The following is a 24911-nucleotide window of genomic DNA, read 5'->3' as shown; positions in this document are numbered from 1 at the left end:
CTCACTGCCCCTTGTAGCAGGCGATGGTGGTGTTGTCGACGTTCGCGCGATCCACGATGGTGTGCGGCACGAACGCGACGGTGTGACTGCTACCCGCCGGGGCGCCGGTCTGGATCAACTGCTGGGTCGTGACCACCGCGGCGGTGCCGACACCTTGGACGTCGTAGGAGGCCGAGGCCGTCACCTTGCCCGCGCGCAGGGCGTCGCACCACACGGTGTCGGCGGCCATCGTGTACGTGCCGAGGGAATCGGCGGGGATCACACCGCGCGAGACCGCGCTCTGCACGGCGTCCCCGACGGCAACGGAGTTGAGGTCGTAGGTCACCAGGAATCCGCAGAAGTTGTTCTTCTGCTGCTGGATGATCGACTCGGCGGCCTGTTGCGCGAGCGAGTTCTGCCACTGGGTGTGCGCGGTGGTCACCACCTCGAAGCCTGCCGGGTCGAGCACGTTGTGCACCCCCTTCGACCACAACAGCGAGGCCGCGTCGTTGCCTGGACCGTCGATGATCGCCAATCGCTTGGGGGCGCCGCGCTTTTCGCAGTCCTGCACGGCGCGCTGGGCGATGTCCTCGGCGGCGGCGAGGTTGTCGACACCGATGTAGGCGTCGCCGAGGCGGCTCGAGATCATGTTGACCACCACCGTGTAGATGCCCGCTCGCTGGGCGTCCTCGATCTGCTTGGACAGCACACCGACGTCGGGATTGTGCAGGATCAGCACGTCGACGGCCTTGCGGGCGATCAGATCGCTGATGATCCTGGTCATCTTGTCGGTGTCGAAATTGGGGTCGTGGATCTGGAAGTCGGCGCCGAGATTGCCGAAGGCACGCTCCATCGATGCGCCCCAGTTCATCGTCAGGTTGTAGCCCTTGTACAGGATCGGGACGAAGGCGACCCGCTTGCCCTGCATCGACTCGTGCACCTTCTGCGTCGCGTCGAACAGCTGCACGTTCTCACCGAACGCCTGGCCCTCACCGCCCGCCGGTCCGGTGGACGAGGTTCGAGCGCCGGTGGAACAGCCCGCGAGTACGACGGCCGAGACCGAGGCGAGGGCGAGGGCGATCATCTTCTTCTTCATCGTTGAAGACTCCTTGTGAGCGAAGGTGTTTCGAGGGTGGCTTTACAGTTCGCCGCTCTTGGCGGTTTCCTCGTCGCGCGGATGCAGCCACGAGTCGAGTGCGATGGCCGCGATGAGCACGCCGCCTCGGATCAGGTCCTGTACTGCGGAGGTGAGGCCGTGCAGCACGAGCAGGTTGTTGAGCACACCGATGAACAGCGAGCCGGCGAGCACCCCGAGAATCGAGCCGCGACCACCGGCCAGCGAGATGCCACCGATCACGGTCGCGGTGAGCGCGGTGAACAGCAGCGGGTCGAACGAGGTGACGGTGGTCTGTACGCTGCCCTGGATCGACACTGTCAGGTATCCGGCGAGCAGGGCGAGCAGCGCGGAGATCACGTAGGTGAGCACCTGCAACGGCCGAACCGGGGCACCGGTGGCACGAGCGGTGGCGAAATTGTCACCCATCGCTCGGATCAACCGGCCCGCCGAGGTGTAGGTGACGAAGAGCCAGGACAGCAGGAAGACCGCCGCCGCGATGATGATCGGCCGCGGCACACCGAGGAACGAACCGTTGCTGAGCTCCGCGATCCACGAACCGCCGGGCAGCGCGTAGTAGTTGCTGTCGAGCAGCAGCATGTCGACCCCACCGATGACGAGCAGACCGGTGGCCAGGGTGACGAACAGCGACGGCACCTCGACATAGGCCACGAGCACCCCGTTGACGAGACCGACGATCAGCGCGACCGCCGCGGCGATCGCGATCGCCTGCCACTCGGGCATGCCACTCGACATCAGCGCGAGCGTGGCCTGCGCGCAGCCGAGCGCGACACCGGCGATCGACAGGTCGATGCCTTTACCCAGGATGACGATGGCGACGCCGACGGCCAGAATCCCGAAGGCCGCCGACAGCCGCAACAGGCTGGCGAAGTTTCCGGTTGTCAGGAATCCCGGTGTCGTCGCGGCACCGACGACACACAGCACGGCGGTGATGCCGAGAACGAAATAGGCCTGTTCCGAGCGGCCGAGCTGGTCGCGCAGGCTGGGACGGGGCGTGGTGGCCGCCGCTGTGGACGTCGTCATGATGCTCCCCGCATGGGTTCTCCTCTGAGACTCAGGTCACTCTCGCAGACTGTGCGAAATATTAAATATGTGGTGTTGTGCCTCACAAGAAGATCGACCCGCGATCAACCGAAGGGTCGACAGCACTGCGACCAGCGGCTGATGCGGGCCCGGAGTTTCGGACACAATTCGGACGTACACCGCGCTATCGCGTTATATATTGCATATTCTGTGTGGTAGTGGTATGAGAACTGGAGTTGACACGTGGTGATCGACATGAGGGCACCCAGCGGCGGCATGGCAGTCGAGGCCGAGCTCATCGCCGTCGCCACTGAAGCGTCGGAGATCCTCGGACGCCGGATCCAGCTGCCCGGCACCCACTCCCCCGACGCGGCCAAGCGGCTGCTCACCCAGTTGTGGGACGAGGCCGTGGCCGCACTATCCGGAATCACCGACCACGCGGACATCCAGCGAACGACCGCGCTACTGGCTCGCATTCGCGCCGCCGAGACCGAACTCGCCGCGGCCGACGCCGCGAGTTCGGCCACCCACCTGCGGATGGCCGCCCAGGCGATCGCACGGTTACACGGCGCACGCGGCGTCGACGACTTGCTGAGCCGGGCCGCGGAAGCGATGGGCGCGATGGGCTTCGACCGCGCACTCGTGTCGACCACCGAAGGGCAGCGCTGGCACCCGCACACCATGTTCGTCGTCGACGACAAGCCGTGGGCCGAGGCGATTCTGGCGGCCGGACGCGAGTCGTCGCCGACGCTGGACGGCCACCTGGTCGAGAGCGACATCGTGCAGCGGGCCCGACCGGGACTCGTCTTCGACGTTCAGCACAATCCCCGTGTCGTCCGGCCGCTGGTGGAGATGACGCACTGCAGTTCCTACGCTGTCGCGCCGCTGACCCTGCACGGTGCCGTCGTGGGACTGGTGCACGGCGACTACTACTTCCAGCGGCGCGAAGCAGACGCCACGGCGCGGGCGATGCTCGCGGTCTTCGCCGCCGGGTTGGGCCACGCGCTGGCCGGTGCGAGTTTGCTCGACGGCGTGACCGCCCTGCGCAGTGGGCTGGATCGGCTGACGGACCACGCGGCCGCCGGCTGCCCACCCCGGGGCCAAGCGCTCTCGTCGCGCGAACTCGAAGTGGTCGAATTGCTGGCAGCGGGTCGAGCGAATCGCCAGATCGCGCGCGACCTGAGAATTTCCGAGGCGACAGTCAAGACTCACATCACCCATATCCTGCGCAAACTCGGTGCGGCGAACCGCGCGGAAGCCGTCGCGTACTGGCTGCGCGGCCACGCCGCACACTGACTACGGGATTGCCGGAAACCCGTTCGCAATGCTTACATAATATATAGTGCTAGCAATGGTGCGGGCAGGCCTGCTGTCCTCGCACCCCCGTGAGAGGACAGTCCATGGCCGACACCATCGTCGAGCAACTGGCCCGGTTCACCACCGGCGCGAACTACGACACCCTTCCTCCCGAGGCAGTCGACGAAGCCAAGCGCTTGCTGCTCGACGCGATGGGCTGCGCCCTCGGCGCCGTCGAGGAACCCAAGGGCAAGATCGGTATCCAGTACGGCAAGCTCACCGGCGGCACCGACGGCGACGCCACCATCATCGGCACCGACGACCGGGTGTCGATCTTCGGCGCTTCCTTCGCCAACGGTGAACTGATCAATGCCCTGGACTTCGACGCGGTGCTGCCCCCGGGCCACGTCTCGCCCTACGTCCTGCCGACCACGATGGCCATGGCCGAGAGCCGTGGCCGATCCGGTCGAGAGGTGCTTGCCGCCGTCGCGCTGTCGCACGAGATGTCCTACCGCTTCTACAAGTCGATGGACTACCTGCGCGACGTCCAGAACGATTCGATGGACCTGTCTCCGGTGATCGGCTACAGCGTCACCGTCTTCGGCGGCACCGCGGCCGCGGGCAAGCTCGCGGGACAGTCCACCGAGACATTGGCCAACGCGCTCGGTATCGCGGCCGCCACGGCCCCGGTGAACTCGATGCGGCCGTGGATCAAGCACGCTCCGAGCTCCACCCTCAAGTACCTGCTCGCGGGTACTTTGACGCAGGCCAGCCTGACCGCGGTCTTCATGGCCGAACTCGGCCACACCGGTGACCTGCAGATCCTCGACGATGCCGAGGTCGGCTTCCGCAAGTACATCGGCACCCGCCGATGGGAACCGCAGAACCTCACCGACGCTCTGGGCACCGAATGGCGTTTCCTTGCCGAACAGTCCTACAAGCCCTACCCGCACTGCCGCATCCTGCACGCGCCGCTGCACGCGCTCACCGAGATCCTCGAGACCAACGACATCCGTCCCGAGGAGATCGACGCCATCCGCTGCTGGGGTGAGGCCGCGGTGATGCACCCGCTGTGGCAGAGCCGGGTCATCGAGAAGACCCACGACGCGCAGTTCGACATCGCCCACGGCCTGTCGGTCGGCGCGCACCGGGTCACGCCGAGTCGGGCCTGGCACGCACCGGAACTCGTGTTCAGCGACTCGGTACTCGGCCTGATGGACAAGGTCACCTTCGCGCCGCACCCGGACTACTTCAAGGCACTGTCCGCGCATCCTTCGGCACGCCCGACCAAGGTCGAGGTCGACGCCCGGGGCACTACCTTCGTCGCAGAGCGGACCTACCCCAAGGGCAGCCCCTCCCCCGATCCGAGCACCAGGATGACCACCGACGAACTGGTCGCCAAATTCCGGATCAACGCACAGGAAGTGTTGTCCGAGAGCAGGATCGATCAGGTAGCGGAAACCGTGCTCGGCGTGGACAAGGTCGACGATTTCGGAACAGTGATGCGTCTGCTCGCGCCGAACAGCCTGCCCGCCTGAGCATTCCACCCCTGTAGACGAAAAGCCCCGCTCGCCCCCTACGCGCGCGGGGCTTTTCGTGTCCCGGCCTGCTGATCGCATGCCGTGATGTCGACTGTAGACACGACAGCGGCCGGGGCATGTCCAACAAACTGGACATGCCCCGGCCGACCGCTCACGCGATGCGCAGTGCCCTGATCCGGTTGTAGAGCGTCGAGCGGCTGACGCCGAGCGCCCGCGCGGCTTGCAGCTTGTTGCCACCCGCAGCCTCGAGAGCCGCCATGATGACTTCCCGTTCGGCTTCACGAATCGGCGAACCGGGCACCTGACCACCGCGGTGCGACGTGGGAAGGTCGGTGGGGATGATGTCGCCTGCCGATCGGGTGCTCGCCACCAGCTCCACGACGCGGCGCAGTTCGGCGAGATTTCCGCGCCACGGCTGCGAGGCCAGTACACGCATCGTCTCGGCGGTGAACCGGGTCCTGGTGTGGCCGGTGACCTCGGTCAGCATCTGCTGGGCGAGCCCCGGCACCTCGTGCCTGCGTCTACGCAACGGGACCAGTTCCCTGCGGTCGTTGCACAGCGCGGGCAGGGCGGCGTGCACCGCGTCGAGGTGCTCGCCCGGCGTCGAGGTGAGCACGACTTCGCGGGACGTTTCCCGTAGCCGCTGGGCGAGCAGCGCGGTGAGTTGCTCGGAAAGCAGCTGGATGTTCTCGATGACCACCGGCGGGCCGTCGGCCGCCAGTGTCTCGCCGAGCTGAGCGGCCCACGCAGTGTCACCGATGAGCACGATGTCGGTCGCGTCGAGCGTGCGAGCCGCGGGGCCGACCAGACCAAGCGCTTCGGTGGTTCGGCCGGTCCCCGCCTCGCCGACCACGAGCAGCGGCCACAGCGGCATCCGGTCCGAGGCCACCCTGGCACGTCGAACACCGGACTCCTGGGTGATGTCGACGAGAACTCCGTCGGCTCCGTCGATCGATCGGCAGACCAATCGCACGGCGCGACCGGAGGTCAGCACGAGTTCCCGGCTGTCCTGTCCACCGACGGGCACGGCTTCGGCGCAGGCACGCAATGCGGCGTGGTCGGCCGGCTCGAGCAGGTCGACCGCGGCAGGTGTGGCCAGGACCAGCCCGTCACCGATGACGACGACGGCCCGGCCGCGGCGTCCCGCGGCGGCCTGGAAGGCGCTCATCAGTCTGCTGTGCGCACGGGGTGAGTCACGTTGGAGCCGCTCTTGGATATCGCGGACCATGCGGCGGGCCAACAGCGCCGACAACCGGTGGTCCGCACTGGTTTTCGCGCCGATCCCCAGCACTCCTTCGAGCCGACGGGTGACCGGATGGAAGATCGGATGCCCGTAACAGGTGAATCCGCGAAACAGCGCCAGGTAGTGCTCATCGGCCCGCACGAGCAGGCTGCGCCTGGTCTCGAGCGGGGTGCCGAGCGCATTGGTGCCGATGCGATCTTCACCGAGCTCGACGCCCGGCACGATGCCGATATCGGCGACCGCCCGCCGGATCGATCGGGCGGCGCCGTGGATGTCGATCACCCGGCCGGCCTGATCGGCGAGCACCAGTGCCACCGGGGTGCCTTCGAGCTCACTCGCGACCCGCCGCAGGACCGGACTCGCCGCACGACCCAGAAAGCTGTCGGTGCTTCTGGTCGCGAGATCGAACGGTGGCATCGCGTCTTCACGGATGCCGTTGAGCCGCGATCGGGCCCACGCCGACTCGATGTCCGGTCGAGTCGAATCCCGGTAAACCTGCAACACAGTCATGGATACTCAACACCACCTTGTCCCCGGCCGCCTGAACATGCGGTCGACGCCCGGTCCTCTGTGACCGAGCGCACTTGTATTTTATACACAATATCTGCTTGGTTCCTCGGGATTTGCCGCGAATCCGACCATTTTCCGGTCGGCGTGGGAAGGATTTGTCCCAGGCACAGCGCCACGGGCGGGCATATCGTAGAGAAATGACCGAGAGAGCGCCCCACCTTCGCGAGCTGGGTGGATTCCTGAAGGCACGGCGTGCCGAGCTCAGCCCGGAGGAGGTGGGCTTGAGCGTGCACAGCGCCGCCGCGCGCCGGGTGGCAGGTCTGCGCCGCGAGGAGGTGGCGGACCTGGCCGCGATCAGTCACGACTACTACACCCGGATCGAGCAGGGCCGTCTCGCACCGTCGGAGCCGGTCCTCGACGCGTTGGTGCGCGTTCTGCGTCTCGACGACGCCCAGCGCGACTACGCCGAGAACCTGGTTCGCCGCTCTGCCCGTCGACCGGCCAAACGAGGCCAGAAAACCGTGCGCCCCCAGCTACAGCGGCTGCTCGACCAGCTCACCGAAACACCGGCCCTGGTGTTCGGGCGCTACCTCGACATCCTCGCCTGGAACCACCTGGCGGCGGCCTTGATCACCGACTTCGGCCACATGACTCCCCGGCAGCGCAACTACGTGCGGATGGTCTTCACCGACCCGGCGATGCGCACCCTCTACGACGACTGGGAGAGCGTCGCGCGCACGTGCGTCGCCATCCTGCGCATGGACGCCGCGGCCAATCCGACCGACCCCCAGCTCACCGCGCTGGTCGGCGAACTGTCCATAGCCGACGAACAGTTCCGGCAGTGGTGGGCGGCACGCAACGTGGCCCGGCAGGAGTTCGGCTCGAAGACACTCAACCACCCCGACGTCGGTGAAATGACCCTGAACTGGGACACTTTCAGCTCGTCGGGCGATTCGGAACAGCAGTTGGTCCTCTGGTCGGCAGAGCCGGGTACGACCTCCCACGAGAAGCTTCGCATACTCACGTCGTGGTCGGCACCGGTTCCCGAACGGGATCCGGCGGACCACCCGAACTGAACCCTTCCGGAACCAACCGGGCATGGCCTCCGGTCACAACATTGACGGTAGTTGATATATTATGCGTAATTATTCCGCGGACTCGTACCGACGTCCAAAGACCCCACCAGAGCAAGAACCACCGACGCCTGTGCGCATCACCGTCCACGAACTCCTCGACTACTTCGGACGATGCGGCGCATGTGGCTATCCAGCCTCGGCTTCGAGAGTCGTCAAGCATTTCGGCGACGGCTCCATCCAGCACGAGGTGATTGCCACGTGCGGTCTCCCCTGTGGCTGGCGCGCCCCCGTCTCGATGCGCCGGATGACCGGCTCTCCCTGAACCGTGTCCGAATTTCTGGACACTTCGCGCGCCCGAACCTTCCTACATTCGAACGACCCGGGAGTAGTACCCGGGGTGCCGCGCAATGCCGCGGCCAGTCGGGAACAGCGCTCGCGCGCCGGAAGGAACGTCGATGACGACATCCACCACAGGGGCCACAGGTTTCGCCGCACGCACCAGAAGGGCGGCAGTCGCAGTCGCGACCGTCCTGCTGAGCGCGGGGGCGATGTCCCCGGCAGCAGCCGGACCTGTCGAGGACCCGCAGTTCCTCCTCGTGGGCGGCACGGTCAGCGGTGACGTGACCGTGCTGCGCGTGGAACCGAGCGGCGGCCTGACGAAAGTGGGCCAGACACCGGTCGGCCTCGGCGTCATGTCCCTGGCGCTCGCACCGAACGGGCGCCACGTCTACGTCAGCCAGGCCGGCGAACAGCGCGTCACCGGATATCAGATCGACTACGCGGGCGCTCTTCGCCCGATCCCCGGGGGTGCGGTCGAAATCGGCGGCGGCGTTCCCATCACCTCGACTCTTTCCGCGGACGGTCGCCTGTTGTTCGTCGCCGTCGGCGGCGTGCCCGGACACATCAGGACCTACGCGGTCGACCCGTCCGGCGCGCTGACGCAGACCGCCTCGATCTCGGTACCGGGTTTCAGCGCCATCCCGATGATCCGGATCGACCCGGACGGCCGATTCCTGCGCTTCGTCAGCCCCTTCGACAGCCTGATCTCCAGTTTTTCGATCGGGCCCGACGGTGAACTCACATCGATCGGTGCACCCGTATCCGGCGGTGCGCTGCCGGTGAATCCCGGCTACACCCCGGACGGTCGCTTCGTCTATGTGAGCAACGAGCTGGGTGGCGACATCTCCGGCTACTCGATCGGCCGGGACGGCCATCTCACTCCCACGCCGGGGTCGCCGTATGCCAGTGCGCTGATGCCACACGGAGCGGAGGTCACCGCCGACGGCGCGCGGGTCTACGTGCCCGTGGTCGCCGGCGGTGGTGTGGCCGGCTATTCGATCGGCACGGATGGCGCTCTGGCAGCCCTGCCGGGTTCGCCGTTCCCGGCGCCTCCAGGCTCCGGCCCCGGCACGGTGTTGCTGAGCGACGGCGAGCGACATGTCTACGCCGCCGACGTGCTGACCACCGGAATCACCACCCGCGTACACACCTACGACGTGCGACCCGACGGGACGTTGACCCTGTCCGCCCTCCCGTCGGTGGATACCGGCACCGTGCTGGGCGACGGACCGATCATGGTTCTCACGCCCTGACCCATCAGATATATTATATTTCAAACAGGCCGCAGCGGATAAGGAGTAGCGATGCAGATGCCAGGTCATTTCGAGGTTCCCCTGGTGGTGCACGCGTGAGCGGGCAGCCGCTGGTGGGCCTGCGCGTCCTCGAGTTCGCCAGTTTCGTGGCGGGACCCTCGGCGGGGATGACTCTCGCTCAGCTCGGCGCGCAGGTCATCCGAGTCGACCCGCTCGGCGGTGGGCCCGACTACCGGCGGTGGCCGGTCGCCCGGAGCAATGGGGAGAGCCTGTACTGGAACTCGCTCAATCGGGGTAAGCAGTCGATCGCCGTCGACGTGCGCAGCGAGCAGGGCCGGGAGTTGGTCCTGGCACTCGCAACCGCGCCGGGCAAGGATGCGGGGATCGTTGTCGACAACGCGGTCGGTCGGCCGTGGTTCTCCTACGAGGCACTCGCCGATCGGCGAGCCGATGTGATCAAAGTGCACATCGGCGGCCAGGCCGGTGGCGGCCCCGCGGTGGACTACACGGTCAACACCGAGGTCGGCGTCACCGATCTCACCGGGCCCGCCGATTCGCGAACCCCCGTGAATCACGTACTGCCCGCGTGGGATCTGGTCGCGGGGATGACCGCGACCACCGCACTGCTCGCTGCCCTGCACCGCCGGGAACGGTCCGGCGAGGGCGCGCACCTGCAGATCGCGCTGGCCGATGTCGCCCTGGCCGGTGTCGCGAATCTGGGGTGGCTCAGCGAGGTTCGGGAACGCGGTGACCGCCCGCGCCACGGCAACTACATGTACGGCTCGTTCGGCGCCGACTTCGTCACCGCCGACGAGGGGCGCGTCATGGTGGTCGCGCTCACACCCCGTCAGTGGCAGGCATTGTGCACGGCGACCGACATGACGAAGGTGATCACCTCGCTCGAACAGACCCTCGGGGTGGATTTCGCCGACGAAGCACATCGATACATCCACCGCGAAACCATCGCGGCAGTGATGCGTCCCTGGTTCGCCAACCTGCCCCTCGACTCGGTGGGCGCGGCGCTCACCGAAGCAGGCGTGCTGTGGAGCCGCTACCGCCAGATGAGCGATGTGGTGGCCGATTTCGAGGCGGGCGTCGGCAGCCGGGTGCTGACCGAAGTCAACCAGCCCGGTATCGGACCGGTCATCTCGGCGCACAGCCCGATCCGTGAGAACAGCGAGTACGGGCCGGTAAGCCCGGCCGCCCCCCTCGGCGCCGATACCGATCAGGTCTTCGCCGAAATCCTCGGTCTCAGCGACAGCGAGCTCGGGAAGCTGCGTTCCGAGGGAGTGCTCGGGGCCACCGAATAGGGTTGCGGCCCTGCGCTACAGCGAAAGGGCCGGTGCTCGAGGACGACATTGTCTTCGAGCACCGGCCCTTTCGCTGTCGCGCCCGGTCACTCATCAGGCACGCCAGCGGTTTACGGTCAGCCGTCCGCCGAGAGCACCCCCGCGGCCAGAAGTTCGTCGACCTTCCCGGCCGGGTACACCTCACCGGCGACAGCGCGGGTATCCGCACCCACTCGCGGAGCGACACCGGGACGCTCGGGTCGTGCACCGGCGAAGCGCCACGGCGGGCGCACCAGCGCGAGCCCGTCGTCCTGCGGCTCGATCATGCGCAGCCACCCGACCTGCTCGTGCTCGACGTACCCGGTCATCGACAGCACCGGCGCGAAGGGCACGTCTTCGGCGGTGAGCCGCTTCTCCCACTCCGCGAACGAGCGCTGCTCGAACTCGGCCTCGACGATCTCGGCGAGCTCGAAATAGTTCGCCTCACGCGGGCGGTATTCGGCGAAGCGCGGGTCGACCGCCAGGTCGGCGCGATCCATCGCCCGGCACAGCGCCTGCCAGAACTTCTGCGACGACGAGAGATGCACAGCGATGTACTCGCCAGTGGCGGTCGGCGCGCAGAAATTCTGCGCCTGGGGATGCCTGCTGCGCCGGCTCGGATCGGAACCGAGTTCGAAGGCCTGGGTGATGCCGTCGGTGACGAGCACGCTGACGGCCTCCATGATCGAGGTCTCCACGTGCTGCGGTTCACCGGTGCGGTACCGGCCGACCAGCGCGGCGAGCACGCCCGCGGCCGTGCTCAGCCCGGTGACCAGGTCGGCACTCAGCCCGCCGGTGAGCTGGGGATGACCCTCGTCGCCGAGCAGCGAATACAGGCCACCGAAGGCTTGCCCGATGGTGTCGTAGGCAGGCCGCGCGGCCAGCGGTCCACCAGCACCGAAGCCGGTCACCGAGCCGTAGACGATATCGGGGCGTAGTTCACGACAGACCTCGGCGCCAAGACCCATCGCAGCCACCTTGCCGGGGCGCATGTTCTCGAGCACCACGTCGAAGCGCGGGATCAGGGCCTTGACAAGGGCGATGCCCTCGGGCTGCTTGAGATCGACGGCCAGGCTGCGCTTGCCGGTGTTGTACTGACGGAAGTACGGGCTGGCGTCGTTCTGGTGACGGCGGAAGTCCTCGCCGACGACGGGCCGCTCCACCTTCACGACTTCGGCACCGAGGGCGCACAACATGGAGGTGGCGAACGGGAGCGAGATGTAGCCCCCGATCTCCAGGATCCGAATTCCGTCGAGCGGCCTGTGCTGCATAGCCTGTCTCCCTCTAGTCACGTGCTCATATTATATATTATCGCTGCATCGCGGTGTCATAGGTCACATCCGGCGAAGGTCGATCGGCGCCCGACGGCAACCGACAGAATAGGCACAGTGGCGGTGAGCACAGCAGCCCTGGCCTGTGCGCTAAGTTATATCATATACTTTACATGAGCCGGGTCACATGGCACCGACGGAGCGCCGCGCGCTAAACCACCGCTGACCAGGGATTTCCCTACCCGGACACAATCGCCGACGAGGACGATAGGTCTACCCCATGAGTGTTCAGACAGAGTTGTGGCAGGGACAGTTCGACAAGCTGTTCATCGGCGGCGGGTGGGTGAATCCGGCAACGCAGCGCACGTTCGAGGTGGTCTCCCCCGCCACCGAGGAACCCCTCGCCCGCATCGCCGAGGGCAGCGAGGCCGACATCGACGCTGCTGTCGCTGCCGCCCGCGCCGCCTTCGATCGCGGCCCGTGGCCTCGGATGGAACTCGCGGAGCGGATCGCGGTGCTCACCAGGGTGAGCGAGATCCTCGCGGACCGGCAGGACGAGATCGCTCGCCTGATCAGCGCCGAAATGGGGTGTCCGATCACGCTGTCGACGCGGATGCAGTCGATGGGCACACGGATGCTGCTCGACGCGTTCCTCGAGCTCGCTCCGCAATACCAGTGGTCCGATATCCGCCGCTCGGTCACCGGCAACGCACTCGTCACGCGCGAACCCGTCGGGGTCGTGGCCGCGGTGGTGCCGTGGAACGCGCCGCTGCAGATCGCCATCATCAAGCTGGCGCCCGCGCTGTTGGCCGGATGCACCGCTGTGCTGAAGCCGTCGCCGGAGACCGCGATGTCGGCGTATCTGCTCGCCGAGATCTTCGAACAGGCCGGTCTGCCCGACGGCGTGGTGAACATCGTCGTGGCGGGCCGTGAGGTCAGTGAGCACCTGGTCCGTCATCGCGGCGTCGACAAGGTCTCGTTCACCGGCTCGACGGCCGCGGGCCGCCGGATCGCCGCCATCTGCGGGCAGGACCTGCGCCGCGTCACCCTCGAGCTCGGTGGGAAGTCGGCCGCGGTGCTGCTCGACGACGCCGATCTCGATGCCGTGGTGCCGGTGATCCGGGCGCTGTCGCTGCGCAACACCGGCCAGGTGTGCAGCAACAAGACTCGCATTGTCGTGGCCCGTTCACTGCGCGACGAGCTCTACGACCGGTTGCGCGACATGGTCGGGTCGATGCCGATCGGTGACCCGTTCGATCCGGCCACCGAGGTCGGCCCGCTGGTGACCAACGCCCAGCGCGAACGCGTGGAGGGCTATATCGCGCAGGCCCGGTCCGAGGGCACCCAGGTGCTCGTCGGCGGTGGCAGGCCCGAAGGTTTGGACCGAGGTTGGTACGTCGAGCCGACGATCTTCGGCGACGTCGACCCCAACGCGCGGATCGCGCAGGAGGAGGTGTTCGGTCCGGTACTGACCGTGCACACATTCGACACCGAAGCCGAGGCGATCGATATCGCCAACAACTCCGACTACGGCCTCAACGGTTCGGTCTTCGCCGCCGATCCCGCCCACGCGCTGGCGGTGGCTCGCCACATCCGCACCGGCACCGTCGAAGTCAACGGCACGCCCGCCGGCTTCTTCGCCCCACTCGGTGGCTTCAAGAACAGCGGCATCGGCCGCGAAGCCGGACTCGAAGGCTTCGACGCCTACATCGAATGCAAGTCCTACGGCCTGCCGCAGCCCCTGCTCGACTCGCTGGCCTGACGCCCTCCCTTCCTGAAAGGTTCTCCATGCCTTCCCTACCCCCGTTGGAAGCCGCCGTCGCCCGGCTGGTCACCGATCTGGAGTACGATTCGATCCCGGCCGACGCGCTGGCCGGCGCCCGTCGACTCATGCAAGACCAGCTGGCGGTGCAGATCGGCTGCGCATCCCTGCCATGGAGCCGGGCGGTGCTCGAGCTGACCAAGGCCTCGCACGCTCCCGGCTCGGCTCACGTCACGGCGTCAGGTGACGAAATGAGCGCCGCCGATGCCGCTTTCGTCAACGCGACGTACGGTCACGGCTTCGAGTACGACGACGCTCACCGATCCAGCTCCAGCCACCCCGGCAGTGCCGTGGTCTCCGCGGCTGTCGCTGTCGGCGAGGAGCTCGGTGCCTCGATGTCGGAGGTCATCACCGGCATCGTCGCCGGATACGAGGTCTACACCCGGATCGGCATGCTGGCCGCGCCGCAGCTGCTCGAGCGAGGGTTCCATCCGCACGGGGTGTTGTCGGCGTTCGGTGCCGCCGCCGTCGTCGCGAAGATGCGTGGATTCGATGCCGAGCGCACCATCCACGCGCTGTCGATCGCGATGAGCCACAGCTCGGGAACCACCGAATACACCTCGACCGGTGGCTCGGTGAAGCGGCTGCATTCGGGGATCGGTACGCGCAACGGCATTCGCGCCGCCGAGATGGCGGCGGCGGGCATCACCGGTCCGACCACGTTCCTCAGTGGCGGCAAGGGCTTCTACCGCACCTTCGTCGGGCGCCCGGTCGCCGAGGGCGCCGCCGAATTGTTCGACCCGACGGCCTCTTTCGAGATCACGCGGGTGTGGATCAAGCCCTACTGCTGCTGCGGCATCAACCACGCCTACATCGACGGTGCCCAGCAGCTCACCGCGCGGGCAGCCGAGGTCGAGTCCGTTCGGCTCGGCATCCAGTCCGGCGGCGACGTGATCATCGGCAACCAGAACGCCAACGCCTACGCCCCGCAGATCATCGAGCACCTGCAATACAGCTTGCCTTTCCAGTTCGCCTTGGCGATCCTGGGCCGTGGCAACGGTTTCCGCGCCCATCACGACTACATGGCCGGGCGCCTGGACCTCAGCGAGGGCAGTGAGGTGGCCGAGATGGCACGCCGGGTGAAGATCGAGGTCGATCCCGAGCTGGACGCCGAATACGCGGGACGCTGGATCGCCGATATCACTGTCACCTACCGCGACGGCTCCACCGAGCACGTCTTCGTCGACAACCCACGCGGCACCGCAGAGAACCCGATGACGCAGACCGACCTGGACGCCAAGTTCCGCGACCTCACCGTCGCCGATCTGGGTGCCGAACGCAGCGAGGCGTTGCTGACTGCGATCAACTCCGGGGATCCGGCCACCCCGGTCGGCGAGTTCGCCGCGCTCTTGCGCGTCTGACCCACCGGAAAGGCCTTGCCCGGCTCGGATTGCCGAGTCGGGCAAGGCCTTTCACATATCAGGGCATCAAGTACAAACGTTCGTTCGGCAGACGGGGCAGGTCAGCGTAGTGCGCGGCTGCGACCGTGATGTCACAGAGATGACGACCGGCCACATCCTGGACGAAAACCAGCGCTGCCGTCAGACACGCCACGAATTCCATTCGGATGGTGGCGAATTGGACCATCAATCGAACATCGGGTTCGTGGGGACATGGTGATCGCTTGTCAGATTTCATCGGGTATCGACCTGCTTGTACTCGTCGTTCCACAATGACTGTGCCCCGGCGGGCCTGTTCGGTTCGCCGGGGCACGGTCGGTGCCTGAACGGTGATCAGGCGGTCTCGAAGGTGGCGGCCATACCTTGGCCGCCACCGATGCACATGGTGGCAAGACCACGGCCACCACCACGTCGGCGCAGTTCGTGCAGCAAGGTGGTGACCATGCGCACGCCCGTGGCGCCGATGGGGTGGCCGAGCGAGATGCCGGACCCGTTGACATTGAGCCGGTCGTGATCGCGCCAGCCCCAGCCCTCCAGGACAGCGAGGACCTGCACCGCGAACGCCTCGTTGACCTCGACGAGATCCATCGAATCGAGCAGCGAGACGGTATCGGTGCCCTGGCGCGCGGCGAGTTTCGCGACGGCGGGCACCGGCCCGATACCCATGCGGGAGGGCTCGCAGCCCGCGGCGGCCCAACCGGTCAGATAGCCGATCGGCTCGAGGCCGAGCGCGTCGAGCTGGTCTTCGGCGACGACGAGAAGCCCGGCGGCGGCATCGTTCTGCTGGCTCGAGTTACCCGGGGTGACGGTGCCGTCGGGCATGATCGTGCGCAGCTTCGACAGGGTCTGCGGCGTGGAGTCCGGGCGGATTCCCTCGTCGGCGGCGAACACTACCGGCTCGCCCTTGCGCTGCGGCACGGTCACCGGAACCACTTCGTCGGCGAATCGCCCCTCCGCCCAGGCGGCGGCCGCCCGCTGGTGGCTTCGCGCGGCGAAGGAGTCGGCCTCCTCGCGCATCAGACCGTAGTCCTTCGCGAGGTTTTCGGCCGTCTCGATCATTCCGGAGATCTTGCCGAACCGGGCCACCGGTTGTGAGCGTTCGCGGCCGCGGTCGAGCCGGTCGAACAGCTGCACGGTGCCCGCACGGGCACCCCAACGTGTACTGGTCGAGTAGTACTCGATGCGGCTCATCGACTCCACACCACCGGCCAACACCACGTCGGCGGCGCCGGTCTGCACCATCATCGCCGAAGTGGCCAGGGCCTGCAGGCCACCGCCGCAGCGCCGGTCGAGTTGCATACCCGGCACGGTGATCGGCAGCCCGGCGTGCAGCGCCAGCCAGCGACCGACGCACGGCACTTCGGAGTTGGCGTAGGACTGGGCGAACACGACATCGTCGATGCGTTCGGGGTCGATCCCGGAACGCTCGATCACCGCTTTCACCACGGTGGCGCCCAGGTCCTCGACTGGTACGTCACGCAGGGAACCTCCGAAAGTACCGACGGGGGTGCGGGTGGGCGCGACGATCGCGGCCCGGCGCAGGGTTGACATCCATCGACTCCGATCAGATCGCGTTGCGCGCGATGAGCTGTGCGGCAATGACATTGCGCTGGATCTCGTTGGTGCCCTCACCGACGATCATCAGCGGCGCGTCGCGGAAGTAGCGCTCCACGTCGTATTCCTTGGAGTAGCCATAGCCGCCGTGCACGCGGATCGCATCGAGCGCGATCTGCATCGCGGTCTCGGACGCGAACAGCTTGGCCATGCCCGCTTCCATATCGGCACGCACGCCGGCGTCCAGTTTCTGGGCGGCGTCGAGGGTCAGCAGGCGGGCGGCGCGTTGCTTGGTCGCCATGTCGGCAAGCAGATTGCCGACGGACTGGTGCTTCCAGATCGGCTTGCCGAAGGACTCACGTTCCTGCGCGTACCGCACCGCGGCATCGAGTGCGGCCTGGCCGACACCGAGCGCGCGTGAGGCGACCTGGATGCGCCCGACCTCGAGGCCGCGCATCATGTGGCTCCAGCCCAGGTTCGGCACGCCGCCGAGGATGGCGTCGTCACCGACCTTGCGACCGTCGAACACCAACTCGCAGGCCTCCACGCCGCGGTAGCCGAGCTTGGGCAGCTTCTTGGAGATGATCATCCCGTCACCGGGTTCCACCAGGATCACGCTCATGCCCTTGTGGGCGGGCTTGGCGTCGCGATCGGTGATACACAGCAGACCGATCAGCCCCGAGTGCGCGGCGTTGGAGATCCAGGTCTTGGAGCCGGTGATGGACCACTGGTCGCCGTCGCGCACGGCGACGGTGCGCATGGCCTGCAGGTCACTGCCGCCCGCGGGCTCGGTGAGGGCCATCGTGGCCCGGATCGCACCCTCGGCCATCTTCGGCAGGTACTTCGACTTCTGCTCCGGTGTGCCGAAGGTCTTGATGAGGTAGGTGATCACCGAGTGGCCACCGATAGCGCCCGCCAGGCTCATCCAGCCGCGTGCCAGTTGCTCGGTGACACCGGCGAAGCAGGCGGTGCTCACATCGACACCACCGAACTCGGCGGGCGCGAGCAGACCGAAGAAGCCGAGCTTCTTCATCTCCTCGATGAACTCCTCGGGGTAGACATCGTCTTCCTCGAACTCGCGCACGCGGTTCTTGACCCGCTGGTCGACGAAATCGGCGACCAGATCGACCATCTGCTGCTCATCGGCTGTGAGGCTCATGCCTACCCTTCCCTAGTTCACGCATAAAATATTATATCATTTCCAGAAGCCGCGCGATTCGAGCATGTGCACCGCCCGGTCACCACCGTGCAGGAAATGCTCCTCGGTGACTGCGCGAGCCGTGTCCGCATCCCGTGCGCGCAGAGCTGCGAGGATCTCGCGGTGATCGCGGTCGGCGGTGTCGGACCAGTCGTCGTGCGTCTCGTAGAAGCCGTGCGGACCGGCGCTGCCGAGCACCTTGAGTTCGGTGAGCAGTCGCCGGGATCCACTCGCGCGGTTGATCATCCGGTGGAATTCGAAGTTCAGCGTTTCGCGGTCCGCGCTCGACGCAGTCGGCATCCGATCCAGGATCACACCGAGCGCGTCGAGTGAGGATATGCCGATCCGCTCGGCCGCGCGGGCGGCAGCCAGCCCGGACACCACGCCGAGCAACCAGTAGTGGTCGCGGACATCATCGCGAGTCATCGGAGCGACGAACGCGCCACGCCGGGGCGGCATATCGACGATGCTCTCCAGTTCCAGGGCGATCAGCGCCTCACGCACCGGCAGCTTGCTGATGCCGAGCGAATCCGCGATCTCGTCCTGGTCGATCTTGTCGCCGGGACGCAGCTCGCCCGCGAAGATCCGCCGCCGGATCTCCTGCACGGCGGTGGTTTTCAGGCTGGTCGGCGGTGCGACGCGCGGCAGGTCCATCAGGCCTCGCTCGGCTGGGCGGCCCGGGGCGCGAACTCGGCCCGGATCGCGTCGGTATGCGCGCCGAGCGCGGGCACCGAACCGTTGGTCACCGGCCAGTCCCGTGCCGTGCCCGGCGGCAGCAAGGCCGGCACTGGGCCGGACGGGGTGCCGACCTCACGCCACCGGCCGCGTTCTCGCAGCTGGGGATGCTCGGCGAGCTCGCGCACGCCGTTGAGCCGCGCGTTTCCGATACCCGCCCTGTCGGCGGCATCCTGAACCTCGGCGAGAGTCCTTGTCGCGCACCACTGTTCGACAACGGCGTCGACTTCGCCGCGACGCGCGACCCGGTCGTCGTTGTGTAGATAGCGCGGATCCTCGGCGAGTTCGGGGCAGCCCATGAGTTCGGTCATCCGCCGCCACTCCCGATCGCTGGTCGTGCCGAGAACCGCGGTCTGCCCGTCCGAGGTCGGATACGCGCCGTACGGGGCGATCATCGGCGAACCCATACCGACCGGCACCGGCTCCGTGCCCGCGTGCAGCACCTGGTTGAGCGCGAAGCCCATCATCTCCGAGACCACATCGAGCATCGCGACCGGCACGACCGCGCCGCGGCCTGTGCGCTCACGGTCATAGAGCGCGGCCAGGACCGCCGAATACGAGTACAGCGCGGTACCGATGTCGGCCACGGGGATGCCGGGCTTGGCCGGCTGTCCGGGAACGCCGGTGATCGCGCACGAACCCGCCTCCGCCTGGATCAGCAGGTCGTAGGCGCGTTTGTGGTCGAGCGGACCGCCGCGGCCGTAGCCGGAGATGTCGACGATGATCAGCCGCGGAAACCGGCGCGCCAGTTCCTCGACACCGAGCCCGAGCCGATCCAGCGCGCCCGGGCCCAGGTTGCTGACCAGCACATCGGCCCCCGCGAGCATCGCTTCGAGGACCGCCAGGTCGTCGGCGGCGCGCAGATCCAGCGCCGCCGATTCCTTGCCGTGGTTGAGCCAGGTGAAATGCGCCGACAGGCCACCGACAACCGTGTCGTAATGCCGGGTCGAGTCACCGTATCCCGGCTGCTCGACCTTGATCACCCGGGCGCCTAGGTCGGCGAGGTGGCGGGTGCACAGCGGGGCGGCGATGGCCTGTTCGAGGCCGATCACCGTCACCCCGGCCAGCGGAGCACGCGTGGGTTCGGTGCTCATGAGAACTTCGGCTCCCGCTTCTCACGGTGTGAGCCGACGCCCTCGACGACATCGGGGCCACCGAAGTGATAGAACTCGAGGCCGAGCGAGGCGTCGAAGATCGGCATGGCCTGCCGGTACCAGCCGTTGAGGGCCATCTTGGTGCCCTGGATGCCCGCCCGCGAACCGGCCGCGAGCTTCTGCGCGATCTCCATGGCACGGTCCTGCACCTGGTCGTCGTCGACGCACAGCGACACCATGCCGATGCGCTCGGCCTCCTCGCCGGTGAGGACCTCGTTGGTCAGCAGGTGGTACTTGGCCTTGGCCATCGAGGTCAGCAGCGGCCAGCAGATCGCGGCGTGATCGCCCGCGGCCACGCCGAGGCGCACATGGCCGTCGACGATCTTGGCACGGCGGCCCGCCACCGAGATGTCGGCGAGCAGCGCCGCCACCAGGCCGGCGCCCGCAGCGGGACCGTTGATGGCGGAGATGATCGGCTGGGGCACCTCGATGATGTTGCGCACCAGGTCCCGTGCCTCCCGCATCACCCGTGTCCGCGACGCGTAGTCCCCGATCATGGCCTCGACCAGATCGAAGCTGCCGCCGGCGGAGAAGGCCCGCTCCCCCGCACCACGGATGACGACGGCGCGCACCGATTCGTCGAGGGCGATCACCGGCCAGATGTCGGCGAGGTGCCGATGTGCCTCGGCGCCGACGGAATTCAGGTTCGGGCCGTCGAGCACGATCCGCAGCACGCCGTCGGCGGGCCGGTCGATCGTCAACGACGAGAACTCCTCGTAACCGGGCACTTGTTGTCCTTTCATTCGCTGATCGACACCGCGTCGGCGCCGGTGGTGACCGCGGCGGTCGTCCACCGGGCCAAGATGTCGTCGAGGTCGCCGAGCCCGGCAGGCGGGCACGACGGTGTGCGGGCCGGGGTCCGGTCGAAGCGTGGCGCGGGCGCCGGGTGCAGTACTCCCGAAACCCGCTGGAACACACCACGTTCGACGTTGTGGGGATCCGCGGCGGCCTCGTCGAAGGTGAGTACCGGGGACACGCAGGCATCGGTGCCCCGATATACCTGCCACCACTCGTCGCGGGTTCGCTTCGACACCGCTTCGGCGATGAGTTCGCGCAGTCTCGGCCACTGTTCGCGGTCGTCCTGGCCCGGCCAGCTGGTGGTGTCGACATCGAGGTGGCTCAGGAACTCACGGTAGAAGTCGGGTTCGAGCGCTCCGACCGCCAGATAGCGCCCGTCCGCACACCGGTAGGTGTCGTAGAACGGGGCGCCCGAGTCGAGGAAGTTGGTTCCCGGCTCGTCGGAGTACAGCCCGGCGGCGCGCAAGCCCTGCAACTTGGCCGTCAACACGGCCACACCGTCGACCATCGCCGCATCGATGACCTGACCACGACCCGTGCGCCCGGCCTCGACCAGCGCGCAGGCGATGCCGAACGCGCCGATCGCCCCGCCACCGGCATAGTCACCGAGCAGATTGATCGGCGGTCGCGGCGCCCCGCCTTCGGAGGCGAGGGCGTGCAGAGCGCCGGACTGGGCGACATAGTTGATGTCGTGTCCGGCGTCCTTGGCACGGGGACCGGTCTGGCCGTACCCGGTGAGCCGGACGTAGACCAGGCGGGGGTTGCGTGCGGTGGCGACCTCGGGACCCAGCCCAAGCCGTTCGGTGACACCGGGGCGATATCCCTCGATGAACACGTCGGCCGAATCCGCGAGGCGCAGAACAGCTTCGCGCCCGGCTGAGTCCTTCAGGTCCACGGCCACCGACCCGACACCGCGGTTGACCACATCGGTCTCCTCGGTCAGGCCGACGGTCTGGCTCAACTCCCGCGCCGAACGGTGCGGTGGCCGCACCACCCGGACGACATCGGCGCCCATGTCGGCCAGCAGCATCGACACATAGGGCACCGGCCCCATGCCTGCCAGCACGACGACACGCACACCCGCCAACGGTCCCGTCATGGGTATTTCTCCTCCTAGTAGGAACGCGGTAGGCCGAGCACCTGCTGGGAGATGTAGTTGCGCACCATCTCCTGGGAGAACGGCGCATTACGCAGCAGACGCACCTCCCGCCACAGCCGCTCGATGTGGTACTCCTTCGCGTAGGCGTATCCGCCGAGCGTGGAGAACGCGCGATCACACGCCTCGAAACCGGCTTCGGCACCGAGGTACTTGGCCGCAGCCGCCTCGGGACCACACGGCAGGCCCGCGTCGAACAGTTCCGCCGCGCGCATGATCATGCCCTCGGCGGCTTCCAGCCGGATCCAGGAATCGGCCAGCGGATGCGCGACGGCCTGGTTCTGGCCGATCGGGCGGTCGAAGACCACGCGGTTCTTGGCGTATTCGGCCCCGATCTCCAGCGCGGCGCGACCCAGGCCCACGCCTTCCATACCGACCACGATGCGCTCGGGGTTCAGTCCGTCGAGCAGGTAGTAGAAGCCCTTGTCGACCTCACCGACGAGCCGGTCGTCGGAAACCTCGAGGTTGTCGATGAACAGCTCGTTGGTATCGATGGCGGCGCGACCGAGCTTGTCGATCTCGCGGACCGTGACCTTCGAGCGGTCCATATCGGCCAAGAACAGCGACATGCCCCACAGCGGCTTGTCCTCCCGCCGCGGCGAGGTGCGGGCCAGCAGCAGGATCTTGTGCGCGTTCTGGGCATTGGTGATGAACACCTTCTGCCCGTTGATCACCCAGCCGCCGTCGACCTTGGTCGCCTTGGTTTTGATCCGCGAAGTGTCCACGCCCGCAGTGGGTTCGGTGACACCGAACGCCATCAGCAGCTCACCCGAGGCCAGCTTGGGCAGGTACTCGCGCTTCATCTCCTCCGAGCCGTACTTCACGATCGGCGCGGGCGGGAAGGCGTAGAAGTGGATCGCCGAGCCACCGCTCATCCCGGCGCCGGAGGCCGAGATCTCACCGAGCATGACGGCGGTCTCCTTCAGACCGAGGCCGATGCCGCCGTACTCCTCGGGGATCATCGCACCGAGCCAACCACCGGCGGCGAAGGCTTTCACGAAGTCCCAGGGGTATTCGTGCTTGTTGTCCTTGTCGAGCCAGTAGTTGTTGTCGAACTTGCGCGCGAGCTCGCGCGTGGCCTGTCGGACGACTTCGACGTTGTCGTCGGTCGCTGTAGCGGCAGTCATTGCTACTCCTGTTCGTCGCCCGTGGACACGGGGATCGCTTCGAGTGGGGTGGCGGGGTCGAGGGAGGACATGTCTCCGGTCGGTGCCCCGAGATACCGGGACCGAATGGCCCGGCGCATGATCTTTCCGTTCTTGGTCTTGGGCAGGCTCTCCACGACGACGACCGAGGGCGCGAACGAGCGTCCCGCGTTCCCGATCGCGGTGTCCTGCAGGTCTTCCGGGGCCTGACCGGTGGAACGCAGCACGGCGAAAGCGACCGCACGCTGACCACGCAGCTCGTCGGGCACGCCGATCACGGCGACCTCGGCGATCCGGTTGTCGCGCAGCAGCGCCGCCTCGATCTCCGCGGGACCGACCCGGCGGCCCGACAGTTTGATGGTGTCGTCGGAGCGGCCGTGGATGCGCCACATGCCCTGGTGGTCGATGCTGGCCAGGTCGCCGTGTACCCACACGCCGTCCCACTGGTTCCAGTAGGTGTCGAGATAGCGCTCGCGGTCCTGCCAGAAGGCATGGGTCATGCCGGGGAAGGTGTTGCGTACCACCAGTTCACCGATCTCACCGACGACCGGATTGCCGTCCTCACCGAACACCGAGGCGTCCACGCCGGGCAGTGCGCCGGTGAACGCGGCCGGGGCGGCGGGCAGGAACGGATACCCGATCAGGATGCCGCCACCGACCTCGGTGCCACCGCTGTAGTTCACGATCGGCCGGGTGCCGCCGCCGACCTCGGAGAACAGCCACCACCAGGTGGGTTCGTCCCAGGCCTCGCCGGTGGACACGAAGGTGCGAAGGCTCGGCATCGCATGGGTCACCTCCTCCCCCGCCGCCTTCAGCGCACGCGCCGCGGTGGGCGCGATACCGGCGACGGTGACACCGTTGCGCTCGATGATCTCCCACATCCGGTGCGCGGTGGGGTGCGTCGGCAGCCCCTCGATCATCACGATCGTCGCGCCGAGCTGCAGCGGACCGGTCATCAGCATGGGGCCGACGAGCCAGCCGAGATCGGTGATCCACGAGACGACATCGCCGTCGTGCACGTCGAAGCCGTAGCCGAAGTCGACCGCCGTCTTCACCGCGAAGCCACCGTGGGAGTGCACGATGCCTTTGGGGCGACCGGTGGTACCCGAGGTGTAGACGATGGTGAGCGGGTCGTTGGACTCGGTGTCCGCGGTCGGCACCGGCACCGGATCGGCATCGAGCTCGTCGTAGTACACGTCGCGGCCCTCGCGCATCGGCACCTCGGTGCCAAGATGCCGGATGACCACGACCTTGGCCACGGTCGGCGCCGACTCCAGCGCCGCGTCGGCGGTCGCTTTCAGCTCGACCCGCTTGCCGCGCCGCGTGGTCCCGTCGGCGGTCACCAACAGCACCGCCTCGGAATCCTGCAGGCGGGTGGCGAGCGCATCAGGCGCGTAACCGCTGAAGGTCGGCACCGACACGGCACCGATCATCGCGATCGCGAGGAAGGCCACCGCGGCTTCGGGCACCACCGGCATGAACAGCACCACCCGGTCACCCCGCCGCACACCCAGCTGGGTGAGGTTGGCGGCGAACCGCCGCACCTGGTCGTCGAGCTCGGCGAAGGTCAGGGTGCGCCGTTCGCCCTCGTCGCCCTCGTAGACCACCGCGAGGCGGTCGGCGGCGGAGCCGCGTGCATGCCGGTGCGCGGCCAGCTGCGCGATGTTGACGCCGCCGCCGGTGAACCACCGCGGGAAGGGTTTCCCGGCCGACTCGTCGACCACGCGGTCGAACGGGACCGAGAAGTCCACGCCCAGGTCGGTTGTCGCAGCCCGCCAGAACCATTCGGGCTCGGCGATGGCTCGCTCGTTGAGCTCGGCGACCGCCGCGGCGTCGTCACCGAATCCCCAGGCGCGCATCGCCGCGAGCAATCGGCTGCGCTCACGGATCTGTTCGTCGGGCACCCAGGCCGGCTGCTCGGCAGGCTGAACGTCCACCATGACGTGTCCTCCTCG

19 protein-coding genes are annotated in these 24911 nt (G+C 67.4%); 7 read left to right on the top strand and 12 right to left on the bottom strand.

Annotated features, from left to right (window positions below):
- Position 1: 1 nt before the first annotated feature.
- Both AB0F86_RS06720 and AB0F86_RS06715 read right to left on the bottom strand, forming a co-directional pair.
- Positions 2-1075: a substrate-binding domain-containing protein gene (locus tag AB0F86_RS06720; RefSeq protein WP_356982531.1), complete on the bottom strand. Its 1074-nt coding sequence runs from the start codon at positions 1073-1075 to the stop codon at positions 2-4.
- 42 nt (positions 1076-1117) lie between these two features.
- A complete protein-coding gene (locus AB0F86_RS06715; RefSeq protein ID WP_356982529.1) occupies positions 1118-2137 on the bottom strand; it encodes an ABC transporter permease in 1020 nt (339 codons plus the stop codon).
- Between the two features lie 255 nt (positions 2138-2392).
- Here AB0F86_RS06715 and AB0F86_RS06710 point away from each other — a divergent pair, with 255 nt between their 5' ends.
- Together AB0F86_RS06710 and AB0F86_RS06705 are read left to right on the top strand one after the other, a co-directional pair.
- A complete protein-coding gene (locus AB0F86_RS06710; protein WP_356982527.1) occupies positions 2393-3433 on the top strand; it encodes a response regulator transcription factor in 1041 nt (346 codons plus the stop codon).
- 104 nt (positions 3434-3537) lie between these two features.
- Complete coding sequence (locus AB0F86_RS06705) at positions 3538-4971, top strand: MmgE/PrpD family protein (RefSeq protein ID WP_356982525.1); 1434 nt, start codon at positions 3538-3540, stop codon at positions 4969-4971.
- A gap of 154 nt (positions 4972-5125) precedes the next feature.
- Here AB0F86_RS06705 and AB0F86_RS06700 read toward each other — a convergent pair whose 3' ends face one another.
- Entirely contained in the window at positions 5126-6727 is a 1602-nt protein-coding gene (locus tag AB0F86_RS06700) for a helix-turn-helix domain-containing protein (protein WP_356982524.1), read from the bottom strand.
- 197 nt (positions 6728-6924) lie between these two features.
- On the opposite strand from AB0F86_RS06700, the gene AB0F86_RS06695 reads away from it, so the two are divergent.
- The 3 genes from AB0F86_RS06695 (at position 6925) to AB0F86_RS06685 (ending at position 10705) form a co-directional block, all read left to right on the top strand.
- On the top strand, positions 6925-7803 hold the full coding sequence (locus tag AB0F86_RS06695; protein ID WP_356982522.1) for a helix-turn-helix transcriptional regulator: 879 nt from the start codon (positions 6925-6927) through the stop codon (positions 7801-7803).
- Between the two features lie 455 nt (positions 7804-8258).
- Positions 8259-9395, top strand: a complete 1137-nt coding sequence (locus AB0F86_RS06690) for a beta-propeller fold lactonase family protein (RefSeq protein WP_356982520.1) — start codon at positions 8259-8261, stop codon at positions 9393-9395.
- A 95-nt stretch (positions 9396-9490) separates the two neighbouring features.
- Positions 9491-10705, top strand: a complete 1215-nt coding sequence (locus tag AB0F86_RS06685) for a CoA transferase (RefSeq protein WP_356982519.1) — start codon at positions 9491-9493, stop codon at positions 10703-10705.
- A 116-nt stretch (positions 10706-10821) separates the two neighbouring features.
- Here AB0F86_RS06685 and AB0F86_RS06680 read toward each other — a convergent pair whose 3' ends face one another.
- Positions 10822-11994, bottom strand: coding sequence for a CoA transferase (locus tag AB0F86_RS06680; RefSeq protein WP_356982517.1), 1173 nt, complete (start codon positions 11992-11994; stop codon positions 10822-10824).
- A 280-nt stretch (positions 11995-12274) separates the two neighbouring features.
- Here AB0F86_RS06680 and AB0F86_RS06675 point away from each other — a divergent pair, with 280 nt between their 5' ends.
- A complete protein-coding gene (locus AB0F86_RS06675; protein WP_356982516.1) occupies positions 12275-13756 on the top strand; it encodes an aldehyde dehydrogenase in 1482 nt (493 codons plus the stop codon).
- A gap of 26 nt (positions 13757-13782) precedes the next feature.
- Positions 13783-15177: an MmgE/PrpD family protein gene (locus AB0F86_RS06670; RefSeq protein ID WP_356982515.1), complete on the top strand. Its 1395-nt coding sequence runs from the start codon at positions 13783-13785 to the stop codon at positions 15175-15177.
- A 372-nt stretch (positions 15178-15549) separates the two neighbouring features.
- Here the strand turns inward: AB0F86_RS06670 and AB0F86_RS06665 are convergent, their stop codons facing one another.
- The 8 genes from AB0F86_RS06665 to AB0F86_RS06630 are packed head-to-tail and all read right to left on the bottom strand — an operon-like array spanning position 15550 to position 24896.
- Positions 15550-16767: an acetyl-CoA C-acetyltransferase gene (locus tag AB0F86_RS06665; protein WP_356982513.1), complete on the bottom strand. Its 1218-nt coding sequence runs from the start codon at positions 16765-16767 to the stop codon at positions 15550-15552.
- Positions 16768-16780: 13 nt separating this feature from the next.
- Positions 16781-17929, bottom strand: a complete 1149-nt coding sequence (locus AB0F86_RS06660) for an acyl-CoA dehydrogenase family protein (protein ID WP_356982511.1) — start codon at positions 17927-17929, stop codon at positions 16781-16783.
- 36 nt (positions 17930-17965) lie between these two features.
- Complete coding sequence (locus AB0F86_RS06655; protein ID WP_356982509.1) at positions 17966-18622, bottom strand: GntR family transcriptional regulator; 657 nt, start codon at positions 18620-18622, stop codon at positions 17966-17968.
- On the bottom strand, positions 18622-19797 hold the full coding sequence (locus tag AB0F86_RS06650) for a CaiB/BaiF CoA-transferase family protein (protein ID WP_356982507.1): 1176 nt from the start codon (positions 19795-19797) through the stop codon (positions 18622-18624). Before AB0F86_RS06650 ends, AB0F86_RS06655 begins: the two co-directional genes overlap by 1 nt.
- A complete protein-coding gene (locus tag AB0F86_RS06645) occupies positions 19794-20585 on the bottom strand; it encodes an enoyl-CoA hydratase/isomerase family protein (protein WP_157102025.1) in 792 nt (263 codons plus the stop codon). The genes AB0F86_RS06650 and AB0F86_RS06645 overlap by 4 nt, the downstream gene beginning before the upstream one ends.
- A gap of 11 nt (positions 20586-20596) precedes the next feature.
- Positions 20597-21754 carry a CaiB/BaiF CoA-transferase family protein gene (locus AB0F86_RS06640; RefSeq protein ID WP_356982506.1) on the bottom strand — a complete coding sequence of 386 codons (1158 nt, stop codon included), beginning with the start codon at positions 21752-21754 and terminating at the stop codon, positions 20597-20599.
- Between the two features lie 14 nt (positions 21755-21768).
- The gene (locus tag AB0F86_RS06635) at positions 21769-22938 is read right to left on the bottom strand and encodes an acyl-CoA dehydrogenase family protein (protein ID WP_356982504.1); all 1170 of its coding nucleotides are present in this window, start codon (positions 22936-22938) and stop codon (positions 21769-21771) included.
- A gap of 2 nt (positions 22939-22940) precedes the next feature.
- Positions 22941-24896, bottom strand: a complete 1956-nt coding sequence (locus tag AB0F86_RS06630) for an AMP-binding protein (protein ID WP_356982503.1) — start codon at positions 24894-24896, stop codon at positions 22941-22943.
- Positions 24897-24911 lie beyond the last annotated feature (15 nt).

Origin of the sequence: Nocardia sp. NPDC023733 (assembly GCF_040639775.1) — a bacterium.
Taxonomy (GTDB): domain Bacteria; phylum Actinomycetota; class Actinomycetes; order Mycobacteriales; family Mycobacteriaceae; genus Nocardia; species Nocardia rosealba.
This window is presented reverse-complemented; position numbering and strand designations above follow the sequence as displayed.

Bases quoted from the DNA above. Each gene is read 5' to 3' on its own strand.
- AB0F86_RS06720 (WP_356982531.1), bottom strand. From the start codon at position 1,075: ATGAAGAAGAAGATGATCGCCCTCGCCCTCGCCTCGGTCTCGGCCGTC.
- AB0F86_RS06715 (WP_356982529.1), bottom strand. From the start codon at position 2,137: ATGACGACGTCCACAGCGGCGGCCACCACGCCCCGTCCCAGCCTGCGC.
- AB0F86_RS06710 (WP_356982527.1), top strand. From the start codon at position 2,393: ATGAGGGCACCCAGCGGCGGCATGGCAGTCGAGGCCGAGCTCATCGCC.
- AB0F86_RS06705 (WP_356982525.1), top strand. From the start codon at position 3,538: ATGGCCGACACCATCGTCGAGCAACTGGCCCGGTTCACCACCGGCGCG.
- AB0F86_RS06700 (WP_356982524.1), bottom strand. From the start codon at position 6,727: ATGACTGTGTTGCAGGTTTACCGGGATTCGACTCGACCGGACATCGAG.
- AB0F86_RS06695 (WP_356982522.1), top strand. From the start codon at position 6,925: ATGACCGAGAGAGCGCCCCACCTTCGCGAGCTGGGTGGATTCCTGAAG.
- AB0F86_RS06690 (WP_356982520.1), top strand. From the start codon at position 8,259: ATGACGACATCCACCACAGGGGCCACAGGTTTCGCCGCACGCACCAGA.
- AB0F86_RS06680 (WP_356982517.1), bottom strand. From the start codon at position 11,994: ATGCAGCACAGGCCGCTCGACGGAATTCGGATCCTGGAGATCGGGGGC.
- AB0F86_RS06675 (WP_356982516.1), top strand. From the start codon at position 12,275: ATGAGTGTTCAGACAGAGTTGTGGCAGGGACAGTTCGACAAGCTGTTC.
- AB0F86_RS06670 (WP_356982515.1), top strand. From the start codon at position 13,783: ATGCCTTCCCTACCCCCGTTGGAAGCCGCCGTCGCCCGGCTGGTCACC.
- AB0F86_RS06665 (WP_356982513.1), bottom strand. From the start codon at position 16,767: ATGTCAACCCTGCGCCGGGCCGCGATCGTCGCGCCCACCCGCACCCCC.
- AB0F86_RS06660 (WP_356982511.1), bottom strand. From the start codon at position 17,929: ATGAGCCTCACAGCCGATGAGCAGCAGATGGTCGATCTGGTCGCCGAT.
- AB0F86_RS06655 (WP_356982509.1), bottom strand. From the start codon at position 18,622: ATGGACCTGCCGCGCGTCGCACCGCCGACCAGCCTGAAAACCACCGCC.
- AB0F86_RS06650 (WP_356982507.1), bottom strand. From the start codon at position 19,797: ATGAGCACCGAACCCACGCGTGCTCCGCTGGCCGGGGTGACGGTGATC.
- AB0F86_RS06640 (WP_356982506.1), bottom strand. From the start codon at position 21,754: ATGACGGGACCGTTGGCGGGTGTGCGTGTCGTCGTGCTGGCAGGCATG.
- AB0F86_RS06635 (WP_356982504.1), bottom strand. From the start codon at position 22,938: ATGACTGCCGCTACAGCGACCGACGACAACGTCGAAGTCGTCCGACAG.
- AB0F86_RS06630 (WP_356982503.1), bottom strand. From the start codon at position 24,896: ATGGTGGACGTTCAGCCTGCCGAGCAGCCGGCCTGGGTGCCCGACGAA.